General features: G+C 61.2%; 20 protein-coding genes and 1 pseudogene. 13 read left to right on the forward strand and 8 right to left on the reverse strand.

Going from position 1 to position 23,653, the window contains the following annotated elements; translation table 11 throughout:
* Nucleotides 1-23: 23 nt before the first annotated feature.
* The 3 genes from atpD (at nucleotide 24) to G5S37_RS29150 (ending at nucleotide 3,065) form a co-directional block, all read left to right on the forward strand.
* A complete protein-coding gene (gene atpD, locus G5S37_RS29140) occupies nucleotides 24-1,484 on the forward strand; it encodes a F0F1 ATP synthase subunit beta (RefSeq protein WP_165209543.1) in 1,461 nt (486 codons plus the stop codon).
* A 51-nt stretch (nucleotides 1,485-1,535) separates the two neighbouring features.
* Nucleotides 1,536-1,952: a F0F1 ATP synthase subunit epsilon gene (locus G5S37_RS29145; protein ID WP_165209546.1), complete on the forward strand. Its 417-nt coding sequence runs from the start codon at nucleotides 1,536-1,538 to the stop codon at nucleotides 1,950-1,952.
* A 159-nt stretch (nucleotides 1,953-2,111) separates the two neighbouring features.
* Complete coding sequence (locus G5S37_RS29150) at nucleotides 2,112-3,065, forward strand: TraB/GumN family protein (protein WP_165209549.1); 954 nt, start codon at nucleotides 2,112-2,114, stop codon at nucleotides 3,063-3,065.
* Nucleotides 3,066-3,460: 395 nt separating this feature from the next.
* On the opposite strand, the gene G5S37_RS29155 is transcribed toward G5S37_RS29150, so the two are convergent.
* Nucleotides 3,461-3,922: a cytochrome c gene (locus G5S37_RS29155; RefSeq protein ID WP_165209552.1), complete on the reverse strand. Its 462-nt coding sequence runs from the start codon at nucleotides 3,920-3,922 to the stop codon at nucleotides 3,461-3,463.
* Nucleotides 3,923-4,287: 365 nt separating this feature from the next.
* Between G5S37_RS29155 and acs the strand changes: the two genes are divergently transcribed.
* Nucleotides 4,288-6,249 carry an acetate--CoA ligase gene (gene acs / locus G5S37_RS29160; protein ID WP_165209555.1) on the forward strand — a complete coding sequence of 654 codons (1,962 nt, stop codon included), beginning with the start codon at nucleotides 4,288-4,290 and terminating at the stop codon, nucleotides 6,247-6,249.
* Nucleotides 6,250-6,285: 36 nt separating this feature from the next.
* Complete coding sequence (locus tag G5S37_RS29165; protein ID WP_206026199.1) at nucleotides 6,286-7,302, forward strand: hypothetical protein; 1,017 nt, start codon at nucleotides 6,286-6,288, stop codon at nucleotides 7,300-7,302.
* 55 nt (nucleotides 7,303-7,357) lie between these two features.
* Here the strand turns inward: G5S37_RS29165 and G5S37_RS29170 are convergent, their stop codons facing one another.
* Together G5S37_RS29170 and ychF are read right to left on the reverse strand one after the other, a co-directional pair.
* The gene (locus G5S37_RS29170; RefSeq protein WP_165209561.1) at nucleotides 7,358-8,284 is read right to left on the reverse strand and encodes a glycosyltransferase; all 927 of its coding nucleotides are present in this window, start codon (nucleotides 8,282-8,284) and stop codon (nucleotides 7,358-7,360) included.
* Nucleotides 8,285-8,461: 177 nt separating this feature from the next.
* Nucleotides 8,462-9,577, reverse strand: a complete 1,116-nt coding sequence (ychF, locus tag G5S37_RS29175) for a redox-regulated ATPase YchF (protein WP_165209564.1) — start codon at nucleotides 9,575-9,577, stop codon at nucleotides 8,462-8,464.
* Nucleotides 9,578-9,690: 113 nt separating this feature from the next.
* Here ychF and G5S37_RS29180 point away from each other — a divergent pair, with 113 nt between their 5' ends.
* Nucleotides 9,691-10,320, forward strand: coding sequence for a hypothetical protein (locus G5S37_RS29180; protein ID WP_165209567.1), 630 nt, complete (start codon nucleotides 9,691-9,693; stop codon nucleotides 10,318-10,320).
* 83 nt (nucleotides 10,321-10,403) lie between these two features.
* Nucleotides 10,404-10,745 (forward strand): helix-hairpin-helix domain-containing protein, encoded by a 342-nt coding sequence (locus tag G5S37_RS29185; protein WP_165209570.1) that lies wholly within the window; start codon nucleotides 10,404-10,406, stop codon nucleotides 10,743-10,745.
* A gap of 145 nt (nucleotides 10,746-10,890) precedes the next feature.
* Here G5S37_RS29185 and G5S37_RS29190 read toward each other — a convergent pair whose 3' ends face one another.
* The 3 genes from G5S37_RS29190 to G5S37_RS29200 all read right to left on the reverse strand — a co-directional run bounded on the left by G5S37_RS29190 (nucleotide 10,891) and on the right by G5S37_RS29200 (nucleotide 12,875).
* A complete protein-coding gene (locus G5S37_RS29190) occupies nucleotides 10,891-11,340 on the reverse strand; it encodes a hypothetical protein (RefSeq protein ID WP_165209573.1) in 450 nt (149 codons plus the stop codon).
* Between the two features lie 93 nt (nucleotides 11,341-11,433).
* Entirely contained in the window at nucleotides 11,434-11,949 is a 516-nt protein-coding gene (locus G5S37_RS29195; RefSeq protein WP_165209576.1) for an MGMT family protein, read from the reverse strand.
* 26 nt (nucleotides 11,950-11,975) lie between these two features.
* Nucleotides 11,976-12,875 (reverse strand): glycerophosphodiester phosphodiesterase family protein, encoded by a 900-nt coding sequence (locus G5S37_RS29200; RefSeq protein ID WP_165209579.1) that lies wholly within the window; start codon nucleotides 12,873-12,875, stop codon nucleotides 11,976-11,978.
* 139 nt (nucleotides 12,876-13,014) lie between these two features.
* On the opposite strand from G5S37_RS29200, the gene G5S37_RS29205 reads away from it, so the two are divergent.
* Nucleotides 13,015-14,085 carry a metallophosphoesterase gene (locus G5S37_RS29205; protein WP_165209582.1) on the forward strand — a complete coding sequence of 357 codons (1,071 nt, stop codon included), beginning with the start codon at nucleotides 13,015-13,017 and terminating at the stop codon, nucleotides 14,083-14,085.
* 6 nt (nucleotides 14,086-14,091) lie between these two features.
* On the opposite strand, the gene G5S37_RS29210 is transcribed toward G5S37_RS29205, so the two are convergent.
* Nucleotides 14,092-15,405 (reverse strand): putative sensor domain DACNV-containing protein, encoded by a 1,314-nt coding sequence (locus tag G5S37_RS29210; RefSeq protein ID WP_206026200.1) that lies wholly within the window; start codon nucleotides 15,403-15,405, stop codon nucleotides 14,092-14,094.
* Nucleotides 15,406-15,597: 192 nt separating this feature from the next.
* Between G5S37_RS29210 and G5S37_RS29215 the strand changes: the two genes are divergently transcribed.
* Nucleotides 15,598-17,760 carry a PSD1 and planctomycete cytochrome C domain-containing protein gene (locus G5S37_RS29215; RefSeq protein ID WP_206026201.1) on the forward strand — a complete coding sequence of 721 codons (2,163 nt, stop codon included), beginning with the start codon at nucleotides 15,598-15,600 and terminating at the stop codon, nucleotides 17,758-17,760.
* Nucleotides 17,761-17,782: 22 nt separating this feature from the next.
* Nucleotides 17,783-19,255: a DUF1501 domain-containing protein gene (locus G5S37_RS29220; RefSeq protein WP_165209585.1), complete on the forward strand. Its 1,473-nt coding sequence runs from the start codon at nucleotides 17,783-17,785 to the stop codon at nucleotides 19,253-19,255.
* A 203-nt stretch (nucleotides 19,256-19,458) separates the two neighbouring features.
* Here G5S37_RS29220 and G5S37_RS29225 read toward each other — a convergent pair whose 3' ends face one another.
* On the reverse strand, nucleotides 19,459-21,060 hold the full coding sequence (locus G5S37_RS29225; protein WP_165209588.1) for a PQQ-binding-like beta-propeller repeat protein: 1,602 nt from the start codon (nucleotides 21,058-21,060) through the stop codon (nucleotides 19,459-19,461).
* On the opposite strand from G5S37_RS29225, the gene G5S37_RS29230 reads away from it, so the two are divergent.
* The 3 genes and pseudogenes from G5S37_RS29230 (at nucleotide 21,049) to G5S37_RS29240 (ending at nucleotide 23,593) form a co-directional block, all read left to right on the forward strand.
* The gene (locus tag G5S37_RS29230) at nucleotides 21,049-21,462 is read left to right on the forward strand and encodes a Dabb family protein (protein WP_165209591.1); all 414 of its coding nucleotides are present in this window, start codon (nucleotides 21,049-21,051) and stop codon (nucleotides 21,460-21,462) included. The two genes, G5S37_RS29225 and G5S37_RS29230, sit on opposite strands and share 12 nt — an antisense overlap.
* A 114-nt stretch (nucleotides 21,463-21,576) precedes the next feature.
* Nucleotides 21,577-22,143, forward strand: a complete 567-nt coding sequence (locus G5S37_RS29235; RefSeq protein ID WP_165209594.1) for an SET domain-containing protein-lysine N-methyltransferase — start codon at nucleotides 21,577-21,579, stop codon at nucleotides 22,141-22,143.
* 218 nt (nucleotides 22,144-22,361) lie between these two features.
* Nucleotides 22,362-23,593: pseudogene (locus G5S37_RS29240) on the forward strand (sodium:proton antiporter).
* Nucleotides 23,594-23,653 lie beyond the last annotated feature (60 nt).

The following is a 23,653-nucleotide window of genomic DNA, read 5'->3' on the forward strand; positions in this document are numbered from 1 at the left end:
CAACCTTTCAAACGACAACTCACATGAGCAACATCGGCACTATCGTCCAAGTCATCGGTCCCGTGGTGGACGTGGATTTCTCCGCGGCAGGCAAGCTTCCCGAAATCTATAACGCTCTGGAAATCAGCTATGATGTCCTTGGCAAGCCCACGCGCCTCGTTTGCGAAGTGCAGCAGCACCTCGGCGACGGCTGGGTCCGCAGCGTGGCCATGACCACCACTGACGGTCTTCGTCGTGGCATGAATGTGACCGACACCGGCGGCCCCATCACGGTGCCTGTGGGTGAAGAAGTTCTCGGCCGTATCTTCAACGTGACCGGCGACCCGGTGGACGACCAGGCAGCTCCGGTCGTGAAGAAGCGCTACCCGATTCACCGCAAGGCGCCTTCCCTTGTCGACCAGGACCCCTCCGCCCAGATTCTTGAAACGGGCATCAAGGTCATCGACCTCATCTGTCCCTTCACCAAGGGTGGTAAGGTCGGCGCCTTCGGTGGTGCCGGCGTGGGCAAGACGGTCGTTATCATGGAGCTCATCAACAACATCGCCAAGGGCCACGGTGGTTACTCCGTGTTCGCCGGCGTGGGTGAGCGTACTCGTGAAGGTAACGACCTTTACTGGGAAATGATTGAGTCCGGCGTTATCGCCACTGAGAAGGACGAAAAGGGCCATCCCAAGAAGGATTCCCAAGGTCGCCCGGTGCTCAAGGACGGCTCCAAGGTGGCCCTCGTGTATGGCCAGATGAATGAGCCTCCCGGCGCCCGTCTCCGCGTCGCTCTCTCCGCCCTCTCCATGGCCGAGTACTTCCGCGATGAGAAGAACCAGGACGTGCTCTTCTTCGTGGACAACGTGTTCCGTTTCTCCCAGGCCGGTTCCGAAGTGTCGGCGCTCCTTGGCCGTACGCCTTCCGCGGTGGGTTACCAGCCCACGCTGGCCGCCGAAATGGGCGCCATGCAGGAACGAATCACCTCCACCAAGCAGGGTTCCATCACCTCCTTCCAGGCCGTGTACGTGCCGGCGGACGACCTTACGGACCCCGCTCCTGCCAACACCTTCGCGCACCTTGACTCCACGGTCGTGCTTGAGCGTTCCCTCGCTGAGCTGGGCATCTACCCTGCGGTGGACCCCCTCGCTTCCGTGTCCAAGGCGCTCGCCCCCGAAATCGTGGGTGAAGAACACTACCGTGTGGCTCGTGGTGTGCAGCGCGTGCTGCAGCGCTACAAGGACCTTCAGGACATCATCGCCATTCTCGGCATGGATGAACTGAGCGACGAAGACAAACTCACCGTGTTCCGCGCTCGTAAGATCCAGCGCTTCCTTTCCCAGCCGTTCGCGGTGGCGGAAGTGTTCACCGGCGTGGCTGGTGTGTACGTCTCCGTGAAAGACACCGTGAAGGGCTTCGCCGAAATCCTCGACGGCAAGCACGATGATGTGCCCGAAGGTAACTTCTACATGAAGGCCGGCATCGACTCCGTGAAGAAGGCGTAAGCCTGAAGGCCCCATCTGGTCCCTGACAAACGATTCTCCTTATAGCAACCCATGCCTCTCCAGCTCGAAATCGTCACTCCTGAAGCCCGGATCTTCTCTGGAGAGGTGGATACGGTGGTGCTGCCCGGCTCCGATGGTGAGCTGGGCATCCTGCCCAACCACGTGCCTCTGGTCACGACGCTGAAGCCCGGTGAGCTGGTCTATTCCCAGACCGGCAAGTCCGAGTACTTCGCCGTGGGCACCGGCTTCGTGGAAGTCACCGGCGGCCGCGTGTCCGTGCTTACGGACATGGCCAAGGGTGAAAGCGAAATCGATGAGAAGTCCGTGGAGGACGCCCTCAAGCGCGCGCAGGAACGCCTCGAATCCATCAAGCACGATTCCCACACGGAAGAAGTCGCCATGGTGCAGGCGATGATCCAGAAGTCCATGGCGCAGCTCCACGTGAAGCGCCGCCGCAAGGGCATCTAAATCATCACGGCACATCCAGTCGTCGATCCCATCCGATTCCCCGCAGGAGGCAGAAATGCCTCCTGTTTTTTTCTCTGCTTCAAACAAACCATCTTGTCTTTTGGTTTGGTTTTGACTGACAATCGTCGTTAATCCCTGGCGCATCACCTTCCTCATTGCATGCCCTTTCGCCGGTTCGCCCTCTTGCTCTGCCCCGCCCTCGTCCTTGCGATGCTGGCGCCTGTTTCGTGTAGCAAGGAGACGGAGAAATCGCCACCGAAGGGCCCGTCGAGTGTCTGGCGCGTCGAGAAAAACGGGAACCACATCTACATCGGTGGCACCATCCACCTGCTGCGTGAGCAGGACTATCCCCTGCCCATGGTGTTTGAGCAGGCCTATGCCGGCAGCTCCAAACTGATCTTCGAACTGCCGCCGGATGCGGATGAAGACGGCGCCATCATGGTGCGCATGCGTGAGATGGGCGCCTTTGCTGAAGGCGATAACCTGGGCGTGCACGTGGGCCCTGAAACGCTCAAGAAAGTCCACGCGTGGGCTGACAAGAGCGGCTACCCAAGAGCGGCGGTGGACAAGCTGCGTCCGTGGTATCTGGCGCTCACCATCGCCGCCACGGAATACAGCAAGATGGGAGCAAATCCCACCTACGGGGTCGATGCCCAATTCGAGGAACGCGCCAAGAAAGACGGCAAACCCGGGGAAGGCCTGGAAACCATCGAGTTCCAGCTCAGCATCTTCTCAAACCTCAACGACGTGCTGCAGGAGGAACTGCTCCTGCAAACCTTCAGCGAAGCGCAGACCGCCTCCAAGGACTTCGAAGAACTCATCGCCGCATGGAAGTCCGGCGACATGCCAAAGCTGCAGGAATTCCTGTTTCGCGACGCAGACAAGTATCCCGAGCTGATGGAGGATTTCCTCTTCAAGCGGAACAAGGCCTGGATCCCTCCCCTGATGAAGTATCTGGAAAAAGGCGAGACCGTCTTCGTGCTCGTGGGCGCCGGTCACTTGGGTGGCGAACAAGGCTTGCTTAGTCTCTTGAAGAAAGAAGGCTGCACCATCACCCAGCTCGGCGTGGGTGAAACGCCAACGAAGAAGGACAAGAAGTCGCGGAGCGAGTAGTGGCTCTTGGTCAGGAGCGATTGCCCGCGAGTGCATCGTCGAAATGAATCGCACTGGAGCCCCTGAGGCACCATTCGCTCTGAACGTTAGCGTTCCTCAATCCAAAATGGACGGTAGGGATGCGCTCCTGCGCGTCCGTAGATCGCGGGCGGAGGTGGAGGGAGATGCCACGTGGCGAGGCCGTTTGGTGTCGCAGCTCCGCACCGCCTCCGCCCATCTAAAGCGGGACGCGCGGGAGCGCATCCCTACCGTCCCTTTTTTGAAGGGCGTTTGCCTTGAAGGACGTAGTTCGTGGAACTGCTTCGTCGGGGCACTGTAGGTGACCCATTTCACGCACAACTGAAAAAGGGGTCGCGGAGTGCCTCCACGACCCCTGACGAGGCGCGCCTCGCAAACTACGCCGCCGGCTTCAGGCTGCGGAGATAGGCCACCACCGCCTCAGCCTCGTCGCGCTTGAGGCGGTAAGGCGGCATGGGAGGCAGCACCGGCACGCCGGAGGGACGTTTACCGGTCATCAGGAACTCAATTGCCTGCTCATCCGTGGGCAAGGTAGGCAGACCCGCAATCGCAGGAGCCGCCGGATTCCAGGGCATCTCCATCAAGGGTTTGAAACCCAGGGGAGAACCCTGCAGCCACTTGCCTTTGTCGAACTCACCGCTGGGAAGCCGGGCGGAATGGCAATCGGCACACATGGCAATGTTCTCCACGAGGTGCTTGCCACGCTCCACCTTGGATTCCTGGGAAGAATCGCCTGTGGCAACGGAGGAGCCGGCGGCTCGTTCACACTGGGTGGTCACGACGGTGGCTGCGGCCAGGGCTGCAAGACTGAGGGTGAGGGGAAGGGTGAGTTTCTTCATTTCTAAGCGTTGGATGTGCTGCCTCCGCAAATGCTCCGCCCTCGCGCCTTGGTGAGGGGAGCGAAAGCTGGATGACGTGCGGATTCAAACATTGCATGTGGCAACGTTTGCGTACGTGACAGAAAAAATCGCCCCCACCCGCGGAGCAAAAACCTCCCTCCCAAACGGTGCTTTTGTGACCGGGTTCCCTGCACCTGTGCTGCGGGCGACCTTTCCTGAAAGGCCACCCTGCTGGGGCGCGATTTGTTTTCCCGCCTTGGCGACCGGCTCTTCTGCTGATCTTCATTGACGCGGGGAAGGTCATTTTCCATCATCAGACCCCTCACAAATCCGTCCGTAAGTCAGTTTCCCCAACCGCCGTCCACATGAGCTCCGACTTCAAGTCCGTCCTGCACGAAACCCGCGTGTTCCCCCCGTCCGAGGAATTCAAGGCCAAGGCACGCATCAGCAGCATGGAGGAGTACAAGAAGCTGCACGCCGAATCCCTGGACTCCCCCGAGACCTTCTGGGGCCGTGAAGCGGGTGAACTCAAGTGGCAGCAGCCCTGGACCCAGCTCCTGGACTGGAAGCCGCCTTTTGCGAAGTGGTTCGTGGGTGCCAAGGTGAACGTCGCGGAAAACTGCGTGGACCGCCACGTGGAAGCCGGACGCGGTGACAAGGTGGCCATCCTCTGGGAAGGCGAGCCGGGAGACACCCGCAGCATCACCTACAGCCAGCTCAAGGATGAGGTGTGCAAGTTTGCCAATGTGCTGAAGGCGCAGGGCATCAAGGCCCATGACCGCGTGCTCATCTACATGCCCATGGTCCCTGAGGCCGCCGTCGCCATGCTGGCGTGTGCGCGCATCGGTGCCGTGCACAGCGTGGTCTTCGGTGGCTTCAGCTCAGAGAGCATCAAGGACCGCCTGCACGACAGCGGCGCGATTGCCGTGGTGACGGCGGATGGCGGCTATCGCCGTGGCAAGGTGGTGCCTCTCAAGGCGAATGTGGACACCGCGCTGAGCAGCGGCGAGTCCAAGGTGCAGAAGGTCATTGTACTCAAGCGCACCGGCCAGGACATTGCCATGCAGTCCGGCCGCGATGTGTGGTGGCACGCCGCCGAGGCAGAAGTCGATGCGAACTGCCCTGCCGAGGGCTTCGACTCCGAGCACCCGCTCTTCATCCTCTACACCAGCGGATCCACCGGCAAGCCAAAGGGCATCCTGCACACCAGCGGTGGTTACCTGGCAGGCACCTACCTCACCAGCAAGTACATCTTCGACATGCGTGATGACGATGTCTACTGGTGCACCGCCGACGTGGGCTGGATCACCGGTCACAGCTACATCGTGTACGGCCCGCTCGCGAATGGTGTGACGGCCCTCATGTACGAAGGCGCTCCTGATACGCCGCACTTCGGCCGCTTCTGGGAAATCGTGGAGAAGTACAAGGTCACCATTCTCTACACCGCACCCACCGCCATCCGCGCCTTCATCAAGTGGGGCGATGAGCATGTGACGAAGTATGACCTCAGCACCCTGCGCCTGCTCGGCAGCGTGGGTGAGCCCATCAATCCCGAAGCGTGGATGTGGTATCATCAAGTCATCGGCGGTGGTCGCTGCCCGATTGTGGACACCTGGTGGCAGACGGAAACCGGTGCCATCATGATCACCCCGCTCCCTGGCGTCACTCCCACGAAGCCCGGCACCGCCACGCTGCCCTTCTTCGGTGTCGATGCCGCGGTGCTCGATGACGACGGAAAGGAAGTGGGTCCGAACGAAGGCGGCAAGCTCGTCATTCGCAAGCCCTGGCCCTCCATGCTGCGCACCATCTACGGTGACGCCGAGCGCTATGCCGACACCTACTGGGGCACCTATCCCGGCATCTACCTCGCGGGGGACAGCTCCCGTCGTGATGAGGACGGCTATTTCTGGATCATGGGCCGTATTGACGACGTATTGAACGTCTCCGGTCACCGCCTCGGCACCGCCGAAGTGGAGAGCGCGCTCGTGAGCCACGCTTCCGTCGCGGAAGCCGCTGCCGTGGGTCGCCCTGACGAGATCAAGGGACAAGCCGTGGTGGTCTTCGTCACGCTGAAAGCTGGCGTGGAAGCGAATGACGGTCTCGCCAACGAACTCAAGAAGCATGTCGGCAATGTCATCGGCGCCATTGCGCGCCCGGATGATGTGCGCTTCGCCGCCGTGCTGCCCAAGACCCGCAGCGGTAAAATCATCCGTCGTCTCCTCAAGGAAGTCGCCGCTGGCGGCCAGGTGAAGGGTGACACCACCACCCTCGAAGACTTCGGCGCGGTCGCAGCGCTGATGCAGTCGCAGGGTAAAGACGAAGAGTAGGCAATCCTTCCCAGCCACCCGATGAAATGGCCTGACATGAGACAGCAGATGGTGATGAGCTTTCTGCTGCTCATGGGGGTGGCGGGGATCACGGGCCGCGCCGTGTCACAAGAGCCCAACGGCTCACCATCCGCGCACACCATCGCGTCTTTTCTGGCAGCCGATCTGCCTGACTTCCAGATCCAGAACCTGGATCTGGAAGCCGCTGTTGAAGCGCTTCGCACTGCAGTCACCAAACACACCTCATCCACCGCACCTGCCATTGGTGTGATACGGTATGATGGTAATCCGCCCACGGAGGCCAATCCGTGGCAGATGCGTGAGTCCATTTCGCTGGCTCTGGGAAAGTGTTCCGCGGCCGACGTGCTGCACTACCTGGCGGAAGGCACGGGGTTTGTCACCTACGCCGATAGGTGGCGGGTAGTGCTTTACGAGGTCCCGGTCTCGACGGCATCCAGGGCAGGAACACTTTCGCCCAACCTCAAAGGTACCATGAGCGTGCGGGAGTTCGCGAAGCTCAAGCTCCCCAAGTTCCGGTGCGAGAACGCGTCCGCACAAGAAGCTGTACGGATTCTGCGAGAAACTTCGGCGAAAGTCTCCGGGAAGCAGAGTCCTCCCGTGGTGGTGATCCGTTTCCGGAGGCCGGAGGCTCCGCCTGTTGTCGAGGCAGACAGGGCAACGCCCGTGAGCTTTGACTTAAAGGACCTGCCCGCCGTCGATGTCCTTCGTTACATCGGCGAACTATCCGGCTGCACGATCGAATTCCGCGATACCTGCATGGTGATCCGTGAGGTTGCCACGCTCTACCACCCCAAGCATCTCCGGCAATTCCAACTCACGGAACTCGAAGCCGTGTGGGGCAAGGCTGGCAGACCTGTCGAGGATTGGCTTGTGCAGAAACTCACCGACATTCCGGTGCTGGACATCGGCTACAACGAGCGCACCGGTCAGGTGTTCATCGTGTGCCCACCGGAGTACATGGGTGCGATCTTGCGAGGCCCTGACAAAGGCGGCAGCAACAAAAGCAAAAAGCCCTTGGGAAAAGGCTCGTGAGTCGACTTCCCCGGAAGCTCGCCGGTAAGATATCGAAGCACTACCGGCGTGCATGTCACCCCCGGATCGGCACGGGAGGCAGAAACGCCAGAACTTCCTCCAACGGCTTCGGCCCCGTCTTCTTCATCGCACGCTGCACACGGTAGACAGACATGGCAACAGCCTGCCGAGCGCATTTTCCCCGGAGGATGGCACTCCAACCCGCCAGCATGCCACGCGCGTGATTGGGCCAGCGTTTACCTGCCCCGGCGGTGGCCCGCAGGCCGTTCCAGGTCGTGGCCAGCAGATGCACCAGCAGCCAGCGCGTGGGCACGTTATGCCATGCAAAGCAAAGATCATTGCGCCTGCCGTAGAAGTCGGCTCTGGCGCCCACTCGAAATGCAGACTCCAGATGATGCATCGCATCTGCGGATCCGGCGCGAGTGATCCAGCCGCGCTCCGCCAGCCTCAGGCAGAGTTCACCCTCCTCGCCCATGTAAAAGAACTCCTCGCGATATCCACCCACCTCCAAGAATGCGCTGCGAAGCACGGCGTGAGCACAGCCTACGAACGCATGGATGGCCCATATTCCGGTCCGCTCTGGCGCTGATTGCAGGACTTCCGGACCGATGTTTACATTAACGTAGGGGATGCCGACAGCGCCGATGCTTGGATGGTTGAACTCCTTCAGCGTTTGCTCGACGGTGTGTGGCGAGACAAAAACGCAGTCGTCGTCCGGGCAGAATACGATCTCACAACGCGCCATTTCCACGCCCCGATTGCGTTGGAAGGTTGGGCCGCGATTCGTCGCGAGCCGGTGATAGGCGACGTCTGGAAACTCCCCAGTTACCATGGCGTCGGTTCCATCCGTGGAGCCGTCATCCATCACGAGAATTTCCACGGGGACGGATTGTACCCGTGCCGATTGCAAAACCTGGCGCAACTCCTCTCGTCGATTCCTCGTCGCGATGACGATGGTTGCGGCGGGCTTTGAGGAGTTCATCGAACGTCAGGACAATTAAGCAAAAATCCGGAACCGAATCTTAGCCAAAGTCGCGCACCTCTCCATGCAAAAGTATTGTGACTAAATGGGAAGTGCACTTGGGCGCACGCACGAGTAATGGTCCCCTTCTGGTCGGGAACCACGACGACGTAGTCGGCGGACTACTTTCCCGCTTTCTTAGACGTTGAAGCGCCACTCGACGACGTCGCCGTCCTTCATGACGTACTCCTTGCCTTCGATGCGGAGCTTGCCCTTCTCGCGGCACTTGGCGTAGGAGCCCAGTTCGGCGAGGTCGTGGAAGGCCACGATTTCCGCGGCGATGAAGCCACGCTCGAAGTCGCTGTGAATCACCCCAGCCGCCTGCGGGGCCTTCATGCCTCTGGTAATGGTCCAGGCGCGCGTTTCCTTCTCACCGGTGGTGAGGTAGGTCTGCAGGCCGAGCAATTCGAAGGCGCCCTTGATGAGGCGGGAGACGCCGCTGTCCTTCACACCGAGGTCGGCGAGATAGGCGGTGGCTTCTTCGCCCGTGAGATCGATGAGTTCACTCTCGATGGCGGCACTCACCACCACGGCGGAGGCGGCGTGCGCATGGCTCACGTATTCGCGCACCTTGCTCACCATGGGATGCTTGTCCGGCTCATTGCTGGCCGCGGCGAGTTCGTCTTCAGAGACGTTGCAAGCGTAGATCACCGGCTTGCCGCTCAGCAGGAAGAAGCTTCTCAGCAGCTTCGCCTCATCGTCCGAGCACTCGAGCGTCACGGCGGGCTTCAGGGCGTCGAAGTGCGGCAGCAAACGTTCACACAAGGCCAGCTCGGCCTGCGCTTCCTTGTTTCCGCGCTTGGCTTCCTTTTCCACGCGGCCCTTGCGCTTGGTGATGCTCTCCATGTCCGCGAGGATGAGCTCGGTGTTGATGACCTCAATGTCGCGCACCGGGTCCACACTGCCGTCCACATGGTGGATGTCGGAGCTCTCGAAGCAGCGCACCACGTGCACCACGGCGTCCACCTCACGGATGTGGCTCAGGAACTGGTTCCCCAGGCCCTCGCCCTTGCTGGCGCCCTTCACAAGGCCCGCAATGTCCAGAAACTCAATGGCTGCCGGGATGAGCTTCTGCGAGCCGCTGATCTTGCTCAGGACTTCGAGACGCTCGTCCGGCACGATGACGACACCCTGGTTGGGCTCGATGGTGCAAAAGGGATAGTTCGCCGACTCCGCCTTCCTCGTGCGCGTGACCGCGTTGAAGAGCGTGGATTTTCCGACGTTGGGGAGACCGACAATGCCTGCGCGTAACATGGGGCGCGGAGCTTACCGAGAAGCGGGCGGGGTGCGAGGGGAAAATGAGTCACACATGCCCGGCATTGACACTTGCGCCATGCCTCTGCCTATTGGCCCAAATCTGGCTACCCATGGGCGACCTCCCGAGCATCCCAGCACTGATCCAGCGAACGAAGGCCCTGGCGGCACTTGACCTCATCATGTCCCCGGAGTGGGCATTCCGTTACTTTTCCTTCAACTGCCAATGGGCCGATGGCGAGCAGATGGCCAGCATGCGGGACGGGTCCGGTGACGACTGGTTTATGGTCTTCCACAAGGATGGGTGGGGTGGACTCAAGGGACTGACCCATGAGTCCCACGCCTGGAGCGAGGGAGGCGGGGAACTTTCGGCTGCCCTGCAGTCCGTCATTCCCTCCGCGCTCAGCACCTTTGCCACGGAGCCCGCGTTTAGTTGGAACCAGACCAGCTTTGCGTACTTCCATGAGGCCTCCGCGAAGAAGTGGACCCGCGCCAATGATCTCACGCCATTTGCCGAACTGGATCCCGCTGAAGGCGATGTGATTTCTGTCTTTGACGTCGGGCCGGAAGCCTACGTCACCTTTGCGAAGGACTACTACGAAGTCGAGATACCCCTGAAGACGGTCACCAAGATTTACAACCTCGCGCCCATTACCAAGGACATCGTGAAGTCCCTGAATCCAGCAGTGTCGCTGAAGGACATTGAAACCGAACTCCGCGAGGGCATCGGCTACCCCGCCTGACAGCAACCGTTTTGTCACGCACGGCAGCCCCGCCCTTGGGAAACCGCCTTGCGTCGCCTCGCCGGGACTCGTACCATGGCCCTATGGGCGAGCTCTACGACGACAGCGTTTTCAAGAAGCGTGAAGAGGCCATGCAGAAGCAGGCCAAAAGCCAGAACCTCCTCTTCATCGGCGTCATCATCCTCATCGCGCTCGTGGCGTGCGGCGCCTTCGTCTGGAAGATGAAGTTCAGCCCCGAGAACCGCATCATCAATATCAACAAGGCCTCCGTGGAAGAGCTGCAATACCTTCCGGGAGTCGGCCCCGCCGTGGCCAAGGACATTGTGAAAGGCCGCCCCTACAAGACTCCCGAGGACCTCAAGAACGTAAAAGGCATCGGTGACAAGACCTACGAAAAGATGGCTCCTCGCGTGAAGGTGGACTAAGCGCTGGAACTCACCCAGCGCCCGAAGTTCATCCCACCGTCCTACCGCTCACCGTCGCACCGCTTACCGTCCTACCGCTCACCGTCGCACCGCTTACCGTCCTACCGCTCACCGTCGCACCGCTCACCGTCGCACCGCTTACCGGTTAGTTCTCCCGGCCCTCGCGGTAGCCCTTCGTGTATCCCTTCCGGAAATCAGACTCAGTCGCTGGCGAGTACTTGTGCTCATGGCGCTGGTAGTAGGGGCTACGGCCGCTCTCAGCATCCGCCTGTCCCGCCTCCTCGCCATCTTCGTACACGCGGTCTTTGATTTCCGCATTGGCATCCGCCTGGTCTTCTCCGGCCTCGTAGCCGAGATCATAACCGCGCTCATAGGCATCTTCCGTGGCCTTCGAGTACTCGTAGTGGAAGCGCTCGTAGTCATCGTCACGCCCGCGCCGACCATCCTGGAACCCACGATGGTAGCCCTGGCGATACGCGGACTCCTTCGCGCCGCTGTAGACCTTGCTCCCCGGTGCAGGCGCTGGGCGGGAGGCGCAGGACGATGCCAGCAGGGCAAAGGCTGCCAGCGGGAGGAGGAATGCGGAGTGCTTCATGGTCGTGTCGTATCGTCGTGCTCGTTCGGACAATGGTGCAGAGAAAAAGTTCGGCAGTATCGCACGGGTTGCAAGCGCGGCCACTTTACCTCGTCAGGCTCCCGCACCCAGCAGGTCTGCCCACGGAGTCACCTTCTTCTCAAAGTCCTTCACAAAGCTGCGCTTCCCCTTCTGCACCACGGTATGCCCTTCCGCTTCGAGCAGCCGCTGCAGTTCCTCCAGGCCGCCCGGGTATTTCGGATTGAGCTCGCCACGCGCCTTCAAGGTGCGCCAATAGGGTGTAATACGCCCTGCCTCACCCGCAGACGACTCCGCGGCGGCATGCGCCGAAGTCCACGCGAAGATGCCGGTGGTGATGGGACACGCCGTGGTGGTGCCGTGCTTCTGCGCCAGCGCACGTCGCAGTTCATCAATGGTCGTGACGCGTCCCTTCCGCACCTTCTGCATCAGCGCATTCACCTCGCGTGGGGCTCCAATGACAAAGGTTCCCGTACCCCAGCTTTTCGTGAGATTGTCCGGAATGGGTGCTGTCTTCGGCAGGCCCTTGTCATCCTGTAGCTTTTCATTCCACGTTTTCTTGGGCTTGGATTTGGACTTGAGCGTGGCCATGGTCGGACCTCTGTGAGGGGAGAGCATCACTTCATCACTTGCTTAAAATGCTCCTGCATCACCGGCATGAGCACGTCCGGATGATCCGTGGCGAAGGACTCCACGCCCAACGATAGGAGCTTGCGATAGATGTCCGTTGTATCCGCGCCCCATGGCAGGGATTGAAAGAGAATCTTCCGTGGCTTCAGCTCCGCGCCTACCTCGCGCAGGAAGGCTTCAGACGGCTCAAAGGTCTCCCATCCTGTGGCACCCTTCGGCCGGCGCACATGAATCTGCACCTGCGTGATGTCGCGGAAGTTCTCCTTCTTGAGCGCCTCGATGCGCTCGCGCAGGCTTGCTTCGCTGCCACCCATCCAGTGCAGCGTGTTCGATGCTGGCAGCAGGGACTTCCACTCGTGAATCACTTTCATATCCGTGGAGGCCAGAATCACCTGCGGCGCGACTTCATACTGCTTCACGAGATCCGCCAGGGCCGACAGACTCACCTGCTTGATGTCCAGATACAGACGACGCTCCGGCTTGCCCTTCATCACGGCGAAGATATCCGCCATGCTGGAGACCTTCCGCCGCTCAAAGCCGGCACCCCCTTCCGCCCCCACTTCCAACTGGGACAACTCCGCAAAGGTCACCTCCTTCACGCCCTGCTTCTTCTGCACGTCTGTCGCTCCGTGCACCACCCGGGAGAAGTCTCCATCGTGAAACGCGACCATCACGCCGTCCTTCGTGGTGCGCACATCCGCCTCGGGAATGGTCCCCAGCTTCCAGCCAAGCTCGAATGCCGCAATGGTATTCTCCGCAGCAAGCACGCCCGCTCCGCGATGGCTCTGCACGATGAACGGAGGAACGGACGCCGGCTTCTCACCGGACAGGGATGGAATGCCTAAGACGAATGTCAGAAAAGCAAGAAGCGCGGCGGCAGGTCTCATGTGGGTGGAAGCGTGAGGTGGATCGCCCGGGATTGCTATCAGCGTCCACATCACTCAACGCAACGAAAGCTGGCAAAGTTCACATCCGTTGACTGGTGCTCTTCACTTTTCGTTCTCCGTTGCGTCCCGCCCATCTCTTATGATCCGTCACGCCTTTGCCCCCTGTCTTCTTTTCGTCGCTGGCATCCTGCTTTCACACGCCGCCCTGGGTGCGGATCCACTGGATGCTGCGCCGGAGGGCAGCTTCTCCATCGTCGTCATTCCAGATACTCAAGGCTATCTCGGCCAGGGCACCAAACGCACGCCGGACAGCACGGATCCCGTGACCAACCCGGTCTTCGACAATCATGTCCGCTGGATCACGGAGAACCTCAAGTCCCAACGCATCGTCTTCGTCTCGCACGTGGGTGACATCGTGGACAAGAACAACAAAAACGAGTGGGCCGTGGCGCGAAACTGCCTGGACGTCCTCCACGGAAAAGTCCCCTACAGCCTCACGGTCGGCAATCACGACATGAAAGGCTCCGGCGACTCCACCCTCTTCCAGAAACACTTCGGCGCGGAACGCTTCCGCGAATTCCCCTGGTACGGCGGCGCTTTCGAGCCTACTCGGCCCACACCCGAATTCTCCGGGAACAATGCCAACAGCTACCAGCTCTTCAGCGCGGAAGGCGTCGATTTCATCCACCTCAGCCTCGAGTGCAATGCACCCGACGACGTGCTCGCGTGGGCCGATGCGCTGCTGACCAAACACGCCAACCGCCGCGCCCTCATCACCACGCACATGGACCTGGGCATTCTCGAAGAGCCCAAGACCAAGGAGGGATTCATCCATGATCCCAAGGGGCGCATGCGCTGGACGAAGAACCACGGCAAGCGTGGCAACACCGCCGAGCAGATGTGGGACAAGCTCTACCGGAAGCACGAAAACCTCGGCTTCATCTTCTGCGGAGACCAGAGCCGGTGCACCGCGATGAAGCTGGAGAGCAAGGGTGACCACGGGAACACCGTGCACTCCTACCTCTCGGACTACACCTCCTCCGGCCCGCTACGCATCTACCGCTTCCTGCCCAAGGAGAATCGCGTGCAGGTCATCACGTATGACACGACCCTGAACGAGGTCACTACCACCACGGAATACGTGAAAGACAAGGCCGAGCACCAGTTCAGCGTGCCGTACCAGCTGACGCCGGCATCACCGCGCTCGTAGCAGCGCTCAGATCGCCGTGTGCAGCCAGAAGGTCACGGTGTCATTCACATTCGCGATCATGCGCACCTGGCCGTCCTGGGAGATGACGTAGCCCACCACCTGCGGCTCCACGGCGCAGAGGCGGTAGAGGGAGCGGTGGCGGGTGCCGTCGTTCTGCACATTCCACCGGCTCACGAGGTTGCGGTCCAGGTCGTGGGACTGCTCCACGTGCACCACATTCATGTCCACGCGGATCTCGCCGCCGAAGCCGACCACATTAAACCCGTGCTCGAGCACCAGGGCGCCATCCACCTGCATCATGTCTGAGTACAGGCGGGCGAGCTCGAAGAAGGACTCCTCGAGATTGTCCAGCTCGGGGTCGGTGCTCTTCTTGAAGCAGTTCCACGCGTCTTCCACGGAGGAGCCGCCGGGGCACAGTTCTCCGAGGCGGCGCAGCATGGACTGGATGAGAAACTTCACCCGGTTGCCGGCGGATTCTGAGGCTGCGAGGTATTTGCAGTCGATCCAGCGCTCGGCCACGGACAGGGACTCCTCGGCACTCTTCGTCATGGGGATGATGACCAGGGTGCCGCCATGGCCGCTGGCGCGCACGAGGCTGACGATGCGCCGGAGGAACTGCAGGGCGATGCGATGAATGAGCTCTGCATACGCCTCGATGGTGAGGGTCTCGGGCAGGGTGTGGGACCAGCTCTCCCGCACGAGGCGGTGACGCAGGTCGGCGAACCGCTCGCTCATGAGTCCGGATTGGAAAACATCCATGCGTGGCCCGTGGAACTCCCGCCCACGCCACTCGGCGAGCAGCTCATAGTTCTGGTAAAAGAGGAGCCACCCCGGATCGCGCACATGAATCGAGGGGAACGGCATGCTGATGCCGCCCGGCTTGCGGCCCCCGGCCATCAGGTTCAACCAGCGAGGCCCTGTGTTCAGGATGCCCCAGATGCGGAAGCCGCGGTCTTTCTCCGGCCACACGGCGATGATGGAATGGAAGTAGCTCGCCGCAGGACTGAGCCGCTTGATTTCACCTGCGGTGAAGGCGTGCGTGCTGGCGAAACGAATGGCGTGGATGCCATCCGGAGGTCCCTCCAGCGCGGTGAAGTCATCCGGCGGGGCAATGAGGATGCGCGCCCGCACCACGCGGCCTTCCTCCTTCAAGAGGCTCGCGGTGTAGAGCAGGTCACACAGCGCCCGAATCTCCCCGAGTGAGGGCGAGTCCTCCCGGCCACCGACCATGTGCGAAATCTGTGCCACCAAACTGGCGAGCGAGGGCTCTGGTCCGGCCATGGATGACGCAGGTCTGAGAGCGGGGGTGAGCGTGGCCATGTTGCAAAATGAAATACGAGGGAACTCCTTCGTTGGAGCATCTCCAAGGCATTCCTGCTCAATCTGGCACACCAGTGGCTGATCCGTCAATTGATGGGACCGTCCCGGAGGATTGGGTTGCCCGGAGAGAATCGTCCGCAAACTGGCGAGAAGAATCACACCCTCTGGGTGCGTTCTCACTATTCCACGAGCATGCGGTTTTTTCTTTCCTTTCCCCTCGTCATTCTGGCAGCTTCCGTGGCTGGCGGTGGTGCGGCGTGGGCAGAAGGCAAGCCGGTGGGCTTCAACAAGGACATCCGCCCCATCCTGGCGACCAAGTGCTACGCCTGCCACGGCCCGGACGAAGACAAGCGTGAAGGCGGGCTGCGCCTGGATGTGCGGGCAGAAGCGGTGCCGGAGGCGATTGTCCCCGGTGACCCGGAGAAGAGTGAAGTCTGGGCCCGCATCATCACCCACGATGCGGATGACGTGATGCCGCCGCCGTCTTCACCGAAGCAACTCACGGAGAAGGAGCGCACGCTGCTCAAGACCTGGATCCAGCAGGGTGCAAAGTACGAGGAGCATTGGTCCTTCCTCCCCATCCAGCGGACATCCCCTCCGCCCGTGCAGCAGGTCGCGGGCGTGCGGAATACCATCGACCTCTTCATCCGCGCAGAGCTGGAGAAGCACCATCTGCCCATCTCGCCGGAGGCAGACGCCATCACCCTGCTGCGTCGCGTTTCGCTGGATCTCACGGGCCTACCGCCTTCACCCGCTGAGGTAAAAGCCTTTCTCAGTGACAAGCGACCCGATGCCTACGAGCGCACCGTGGAGCGCCTGCTGGACTCACCGCACTTCGGCGAGCGCTGGGGCCGCCACTGGCTGGACATGGCGCGGTATGCCGACAGCAACGGCTTCCTCGGGGATGCGGTGCGGCCCAATGCCTGGCGCTATCGCGACTGGGTCATCAATGCCATCAATCGCGACCTGCCTTTCGATGAGTTCACCATCGAGCAGCTCGCAGGCGATCTCCTCCCCGAGGCCTCGGTGACCCAACGCGCCGGCACCGGCTTCCATCGTAATGCCGCGCTCAATACCGAAGCGGGTGTCGATAAGGAAGAAGCGCGCTTCCAGAACCTCGCCGACCGCGTGAATACCACCGGCCGTGTGTGGATGGGACTCACCCTCGGCTGCGCGCAGTGCCACACGCACAAGTACGATCCCATCACCATCCGGGACTACTACAGCACCTACGCCTTCTTCAACAACACGGTGGACAAGGACGAGTCCGACACGAAGACCCCCACCCTCGCCGAGACAGACAAGAATCGCCGTGAAAGCTATGTGCACATGGCTGGCGACTACGCACGCCGCGGCCCCACCGTGGTACCCGCCAGCCTCTCCGCGCTGCCGAAGATGAAACAGCCGGAGGTGGGCGAGGCCACACGGCTCGACTTTGCCCAGTGGCTCGTGTCCCCCCAGCATCCACTCACCAGTCGCGTGGCGGTGAACCACATCTGGAGCAAGCTCTTCGGCGTGGGCATTGTGGCCACGCCAGATGACTTCGGTGTGAGCGGCGAATCCCCCTCACATCCCGCACTGCTGGACTGGCTGGCCACGGAGTTCATGCGCAACGGATGGAGCCGGAAGGAACTCATCCGCCTCATCGTCACCTCCGCCACGTATCGCCAGTCCTCGGCGCATCGTGAGGACCTCGTGGAGATCGATCCCCTCAACCGCCTGCTGGCCCGGCAGAATCGCTTGCGCCTGGAAGCCGAAGTGCTGCGTGACGCTGCTCTCACCACCAGTGGTCTCCTCACTCGCGACATCGGCGGCCAGAGCATCCGTCCACCGCTGCCGGGTGACATCTTTGATGTGGGCCGCTCCGTGAAGTGGGAGGTGAGCAAGGGACAGGAGCGCTACCGCCGCGGCCTCTACATCCTCACCATGCGCAGCATTCTCTATCCGATGCTGACCACCTTCGATGCGCCTGACGCTGCCGATGCCTGTGTGCGCCGTGAGCGCAGCAATACCCCACTGCAGGCGCTCACGATGATGAATGACCCCGTCTTCGTGGAGGCGACGCAGGCACTCGCGCATCGCGTCATGCGTGAAAGCAAGCGAGACACCAATGCCCGCCTGAAGCATCTCTTCCGCCTCTGCATGATGCGTGAACCGCGTGCGGATGAAATGGAACGCCTCCACGCCTTCCATGCGGAGCAGGCCGAGCGCGTGCGTGCCAGTGGCAAAGATGCGCTGTCCGTGCTGGGCATCGTGAAAGACTCCACTCCAAACGCCGATGCCCAGGACACCGCCACGCTCATCGCACTCGTCCGTGTGCTCATGAATCTGGATGAGTTCATCAATCGCGAGTAGCCGACCGATTTCATCCCTCACCATGTCCCCCGCCGAATACTTCACCCAGACGCGCCGCGATTTCCTCGCGACCTCCGCGTGCGGACTCGGCGGACTCGCCCTGGCTTCGCTGCTCCAGCAGGATGGCTTGCTTGCCTCAGAGGTACCAGCAAACCCACTCGCCACGCGCAGGCCCCACTTCGCGCCGAAGGCGGAGCGCTGCATCTTCATCTTCCTGGAGGGTGGCCCCAGCCAGATGGACCTCTTCGACCCAAAGCCGCTGCTGAACAAGTATGATGGCCAGCCGCTGCCGGACTCGCTGGTGGGCGATCAGAAGTTCGCCTTCCTGCAGAAGGAAACGGCCACCGTCATGGGCACGAAGCGCGTGTTCAAGAAGCACGGCCAGTGCGGCATGGAGATCTCTGATTTGCTCCCGCACATCGCCACGTGTGCGGATGACATCGCACTGGTGCGCTCCATGCACACCACGCAGTTCAATCACCTCCCCGGCCAGCTCATGCTGAACTGCGGTGCACCGTTGCTTGGCCGTCCCAGTATTGGCTCGTGGGTGACGTATGGCCTGGGCAATGCCTCCCAGGAGCTGCCCTCTTATGTGGTCATGGTGAGTAAAGGTCGCGGCCTGCCGGGCGGGAGTTCCACGTGGTCCAGCGGCTTCCTGCCTTCCCCGTACGGTGGCGTGATGTTCCGCAATGGCGCCTCACCCGTGCTGAATCTTTCCAATCCCGATGGCATCACGAATGAGATGCAGTCCGCCAGTCTCGGCGCGCTGAATGACTTGAACCGCCTGCGTCATCGCTACGTCGGTGACCCGGAAATCGCCAGTCGTATCAACAGCTACGAGCTCGCCTTCCGCATGCAGAGCGCTGCTCCGGAGTTGGTGGATATCAAGGGAGAGTCCGCCTCCACCCTGGAGGCCTATGGCATCAATCGCTCCGAGCCACCCATCAAGAGCAACCTCGGTGGCATCGGCCTGTACCAGACCTTCTCACGCCACTGCCTGCAGGCGCGGCGCATGGTGGAGCGCGGCGTGCGTTTTGTGAATATCATCCACGCCTCGTGGGATCATCACAGCGCCTTGGATCCCCAGTTGGCGCACAATTGCCAGATGGTGGACCAGCCCATCGCGGCATTGCTGAAGGACCTGAAGCAGCGCGGCCTGCTCGATACCACGCTCGTGGTCTGGGGCAGTGAGTTCGGCCGCACGGCACTCGGTGAGAATCGCCCCGGGTTCAAGAAGGTCACCGGTCGTGATCACCATCCCGGTGCCTTCAGCCTGTGGATGGCCGGCGGCGGCATCAAGGGCGGCCAGGTCTATGGCGAGTCCGATGACTTCGCGTGGAAGGTCACGCGCGACCCGGTCTCCATCCACGACTTCCACGCAACGATCCTGCACCTCTTCGGCATGGATCACAAGCGCCTCACCTACCGCTTCCAGGGCCGCGACTTCCGCCTTACGGATGTGCATGGCGAGGTAGTGAAGGGGTTGCTGGTGTAGAGCGCGCTTCCTTTCGAAAGGAGCGTGGACACTCTTGTCCGCCGTTCTGTGGCGCAGCGACCTCCAGCATGAGGAAGCCGCTGGTGACGCCTCTGGAGCAACTGATGGAACGCGGCCTTGCCTGCCGGATGCAAGAGGGTGGTGCGTCAGGGATGGCGGACAAGAGTGTCCGCGCTCCTTTCAAATGCCACACTTCTCTCGTGTTACTTCCCCACTCCTCGCAAATCATAACAAAGAATGCGTGGGCCGCTGCTGCCCAGCTCCTTCTCATCATCATTCTGCATCACATAGAGCAGCCCTTTGCTCACTGCAGGCAGACACCACGTATGTGGCGCAAAGAAAAGGGGCACACGTGCTTCCACCTTGGCGCCGGAGGGTGAGAGATCCATCCAGAGCAACGACCCCAGTTCACTGAGCACCAGGAACTTCCCATCCACCCTCAGCAAACTCGCCCGCTGGATGCCCAGCACGGGAGCACTGCCCGGCCTGCCGCCACGTCCTGGACGCGCCAGCGCGGTCTCCTCCCAGATCACATCTTCACGCCACTTCTCCTCGCCTGTGTCCGCATTCACACACACCAGCTTGGAAGACTGCTGCAGTTCGCCATCGATGGCATAGAGATAGCCATCCAAATAAACCGGGTTCATCCAGTGCGTGGCCAGGCGCACGGACTTCCAGACCTCCTTCGCCTTGAAGTTCTCGTCGAACTCCAGCATCACGCCCCCGAGGGGACGTCCCTTCGGATAGGCCGTGGAAATGAAGACGCGGTTCTTCTCCGGGATGACCACCGGGGAACTCGCCGTAGCCGAGGTGTAGTCATCCGCCCGCCACGGGACGCGATCGTGTACGGTGCCATCCTTGGGGTCGATGCAAAGCAAGCCACCGGTAGCCGGATTGCTCTCGCCTCCGGTGAAGACAAACACCTTCTTCTTCCCATGCATGGTGGCAGCCACGGGTGTGGCATAGCTGGCGCCCCACGAGTCCTTCACACCCCAGAGCAGCTTGCCGGTCTTCAGGTCAAAGGCGCCGACACACAGCCCCGGAGTCGCGAGCTTCTTCGCGCGGTCTTCCATGTCATCGGTGTCCAGCGCCATCTCCGCCTTGCCACCCACGTTCACAATCGCCATGCCATCCATGAGCAACGCCGAGCCACCATGGCCAAAGAAATCCTGCGGCACCAGAAACTCCTTCCGCAGGTCCCGCTGCCAGGCAACGCGACCGGTCTTCAAATCAAGGCATGTCATCATGCAGGTGACCCCGATGGTCACCACCCGGCCATCCGCAATGGCTGGCGACCCACGGGGGCCATTCGCATAGCCGAAGCGATCCTTGTAGCTGATGGGGTACTCATGCACCCAGTACCGCTTCCCCGTCTCCGGGTGCAGGCATTCGATGACCTCCTTACCCTCCTCGGCATGGAAGATCACCAGGTGTTCACCGCTGATGGCGGGCGAGGTATAGCCATCACCTTTACGCACCTCCCACACTTTTGCGGGACCGCCTTCAGGCCAGGTGTGCAGCAAAGGCGTCTCCGGAGAGGTAGCGTCGTCCTTTGGTCCAAGGACAGCAGGCCAGTCCGAAGTCACCGCGTCCTTGGCGAGCATCTTCGGCGCGGCATGAAAGGTCAGCCGGTCAAAAGCCGAAGCCTCGGGCGCCGATACCTCGCTCAATTCGGCGGCTTTGGGTGGACTGGGATCTTCGCCAAACGGCTCCGCCGCACCTGCCACGCCAGCGACTGCGCAGACAAACAAGACAATGGACAACACCTTCATGCGCATGCCATGGTAGCGAGTATGAAGTCCCATGCGAGCCTCTTTGCCGGAATGTGCGCCTTGATTTGCGCCTCCCTCTTCACCTCCTGCGCCAGCGTCTGCCCTGTGGGCAAGGCCTCCCCCGGTCAGGTGGAGCATGTGGTGCTTGTGTGGCTGAAGGACGCGGGCAATGAAGCCAAGCGCTCGGAACTCATCACCGCCGCAAAGGGATTCAAGCAACAGATCCCCGGCATCATCTCCATCAGCGCCGGCACTCCCCTGCCCAGCGACCGCCCGGTGGTGGACGACAGCTTTGATATCGGCCTCGTCATGCGCTTCGAGAGCAAGGAAGCCCTGGCTGCCTACGAGAAGCATCCGGTGCATGTGAAGGCAGTGAAGGAAGCGCTCGCTCCCGCCTCCAAAAAGCTCCAGGTGTATGACGTGGTGGTGCGATGAGGCGAAATCGTCATGAACAAAAAGTTCATGACATGCGAATCACGTAGAAGAATCACACGGGGATCACGCTTCTGTCATTGACTCTGGCATGGTCCTTGCCACCATGCGCGCCCGATGTCTGCTTCGCGAGCCAAGAAAGAGCCGCTCTACCTCGTACGGAACTCCACCATTCATGGTCGTGGTCTGTACGCGCGCTCCTTCATTGAGAAAGACACTTGGATCGTGCAGTACGTGGGCGAGAAGGTGGACAAGGATGAAAGTGACCGGCGCGCCAATGCGCTGCTCGAATCCTCCAAGGAGAACGGTGGCGCCAAGGTGTACATGTTCATCCTTAATGACAAGTGGGACATCGATGGCGACGTGGAATGGAACGACGCCCGCCTCGCCAACCACTCCTGCGATCCCAATGTGGAAGCACAGACGTGGGAAGAGAAGGAAATCTGGTTCGTGGCCCTGCGCGACATCGAGGCCGGTGAGGAACTGACCTTCAACTACGGCTTCGACCTCGAGCATTGGGAGGAACATCCCTGCCGTTGTGGCACCGAACGCTGCATCGGTTACATCGCCGCCGAGGAATACTGGCCCACGCTCAAGCGCAAGATCGCCGGCAAGAAAGCCGCCGCGACTCGCAAGCGCAAGATGGCGTCCTCCGCCACGGCCCTCACCCAGGCCAGCGAGTAGAACGGGCACGCGAACGCGACACCATACCGGCCGTTGCCTCGGTGTCCGGCGGTTACGCTTGACTCGCAGGTGCCGTGCATGCACGGCAATGGCAGCATCACACAATGACCCTGCCACTGTCAGCCACTCTCCTGGCCGCAAGCACCTCCAGCGGGCATACCCTGCCTCCTTCATGGACGGTGCTGCCGTTCGTGGCCCTGCTGCTGTGCATCGCGGTGATGCCCCTGTTTGCCGCGAACTTCTGGGAGCATCACTATCAAAAGGTGGCACTGGGGTTGGGGCTCATCACGGCGGGTTATTACTTCTTCATTCTGCACGATGCCCCAGCGGTGCTGCACTCCATGACGGAGTACCTCAGCTTCATGGCGCTGGTGGTTCACTCTTCGTCATCTCCGGCGGCATCAATATCGGCGTGAAGGGCGAAGCCACGCCGCGGGTGAATGTGGCCTTCCTGCTCTTTGGCGCGGTCATTGCCAATGTCATTGGCACCACGGGGGCGTCCATGCTGCTCATCCGTCCGTGGATCCGGATGAACAAGTTCCGCATCACCGCCTATCACATCGTCTTCTTCATCTTCATCGTCAGCAACTGTGGCGGCAGTCTCACACCCATCGGGGATCCACCCCTCTTTCTTGGCTTCCTGCGCGGTGTGCCCTTCTGGTGGATCATGGAGCAGGCGTGGCCAGCCTGGATCCTCTGCGTGGGATTGCTGCTGGCGGTGTTCTACGTGATGGACGTCCGCAACTTCAAGCGCATCCCGGTAGAGGTATCCGCGAAAGTGACCGCGGAGGAAACCTGGACCTTTCGTGGCAGGCACAATGTGTTGCTGCTGTGCCTCGTGCTGGTGGGTGTCTTCCTCCCCCAGCAGTGGCGGCTCGGCACGGCGGCGTTTCACCTGACCGCTGGCTCTGCGCTGATGGTGGTGACCGCCATCGTCTCCTACTTCACCACCCCCAAGCCCATCCATGAGGCGAATGATTTCAATTTCCATCCCGTGAAGGAGGTCGGCTGGCTCTTCATTGGGATCTTCCTCACCATGATTCCAGCGCTGCAACTCTTGGGCTCAGGTCAGGGCATGAACCTCTCCACCCCGCTCAGTGTGTATTTTGCCAGCGGCACCCTCTCCGCCTTCCTGGATAACGCACCCACCTACCTCGCCTTCCTCGCCGCGGGCATGGGTCGCTTCCACCTGGATGTCGGCAATCCCTCCGACGTGCGGCAGTTTGTAGAAGTCCATCCCGGCTTTGTTCTGGCCGTGTCACTCGGTTCAGTATTTTTCGGAGCGGCAAGTTACATCGGGAATGGTCCCAACTTCATGGTGAAGGCCATCGCGGAGAAATCGGGGGTGAAGACACCCAGTTTCCTCGGGTACATCTTCGGCTTCTCCCTTCCCATCCTCGTACCCATCCTGATTGTCGTGGGCTGGTTCATGCTGCGAAACGCGCACTAACCGGAGCGGAGTCTTCCGGAAGAAAGCGGCATGCGCGAGCGCAAGAGGTCGCCTTGAGGG

The organism is Roseimicrobium sp. ORNL1 (assembly GCF_011044495.1).
Lineage (GTDB): Bacteria > Verrucomicrobiota > Verrucomicrobiia > Verrucomicrobiales > Verrucomicrobiaceae > Roseimicrobium.

Bases quoted from the DNA above. Each gene is read 5' to 3' on its own strand.
- G5S37_RS29225 (WP_165209588.1), bottom strand. From the start codon at position 21,060: ATGGGACTTCATACTCGCTACCATGGCATGCGCATGAAGGTGTTGTCC.
- G5S37_RS29190 (WP_165209573.1), bottom strand. From the start codon at position 11,340: ATGAAGCACTCCGCATTCCTCCTCCCGCTGGCAGCCTTTGCCCTGCTG.
- ychF (WP_165209564.1), bottom strand. From the start codon at position 9,577: ATGTTACGCGCAGGCATTGTCGGTCTCCCCAACGTCGGAAAATCCACG.
- acs (WP_165209555.1), top strand. From the start codon at position 4,288: ATGAGCTCCGACTTCAAGTCCGTCCTGCACGAAACCCGCGTGTTCCCC.
- G5S37_RS29210 (WP_206026200.1), bottom strand. From the start codon at position 15,405: ATGGCCACGCTCACCCCCGCTCTCAGACCTGCGTCATCCATGGCCGGA.
- G5S37_RS29145 (WP_165209546.1), top strand. From the start codon at position 1,536: ATGCCTCTCCAGCTCGAAATCGTCACTCCTGAAGCCCGGATCTTCTCT.
- G5S37_RS29220 (WP_165209585.1), top strand. From the start codon at position 17,783: ATGTCCCCCGCCGAATACTTCACCCAGACGCGCCGCGATTTCCTCGCG.
- G5S37_RS29200 (WP_165209579.1), bottom strand. From the start codon at position 12,875: ATGAGACCTGCCGCCGCGCTTCTTGCTTTTCTGACATTCGTCTTAGGC.
- G5S37_RS29185 (WP_165209570.1), top strand. From the start codon at position 10,404: ATGGGCGAGCTCTACGACGACAGCGTTTTCAAGAAGCGTGAAGAGGCC.
- G5S37_RS29150 (WP_165209549.1), top strand. From the start codon at position 2,112: ATGCCCTTTCGCCGGTTCGCCCTCTTGCTCTGCCCCGCCCTCGTCCTT.
- G5S37_RS29155 (WP_165209552.1), bottom strand. From the start codon at position 3,922: ATGAAGAAACTCACCCTTCCCCTCACCCTCAGTCTTGCAGCCCTGGCC.
- atpD (WP_165209543.1), top strand. From the start codon at position 24: ATGAGCAACATCGGCACTATCGTCCAAGTCATCGGTCCCGTGGTGGAC.
- G5S37_RS29195 (WP_165209576.1), bottom strand. From the start codon at position 11,949: ATGGCCACGCTCAAGTCCAAATCCAAGCCCAAGAAAACGTGGAATGAA.
- G5S37_RS29230 (WP_165209591.1), top strand. From the start codon at position 21,049: ATGAAGTCCCATGCGAGCCTCTTTGCCGGAATGTGCGCCTTGATTTGC.
- G5S37_RS29170 (WP_165209561.1), bottom strand. From the start codon at position 8,284: ATGAACTCCTCAAAGCCCGCCGCAACCATCGTCATCGCGACGAGGAAT.
- G5S37_RS29235 (WP_165209594.1), top strand. From the start codon at position 21,577: ATGTCTGCTTCGCGAGCCAAGAAAGAGCCGCTCTACCTCGTACGGAAC.
- G5S37_RS29165 (WP_206026199.1), top strand. From the start codon at position 6,286: ATGAGACAGCAGATGGTGATGAGCTTTCTGCTGCTCATGGGGGTGGCG.
- G5S37_RS29215 (WP_206026201.1), top strand. From the start codon at position 15,598: ATGCGGTTTTTTCTTTCCTTTCCCCTCGTCATTCTGGCAGCTTCCGTG.
- G5S37_RS29205 (WP_165209582.1), top strand. From the start codon at position 13,015: ATGATCCGTCACGCCTTTGCCCCCTGTCTTCTTTTCGTCGCTGGCATC.
- G5S37_RS29180 (WP_165209567.1), top strand. From the start codon at position 9,691: ATGGGCGACCTCCCGAGCATCCCAGCACTGATCCAGCGAACGAAGGCC.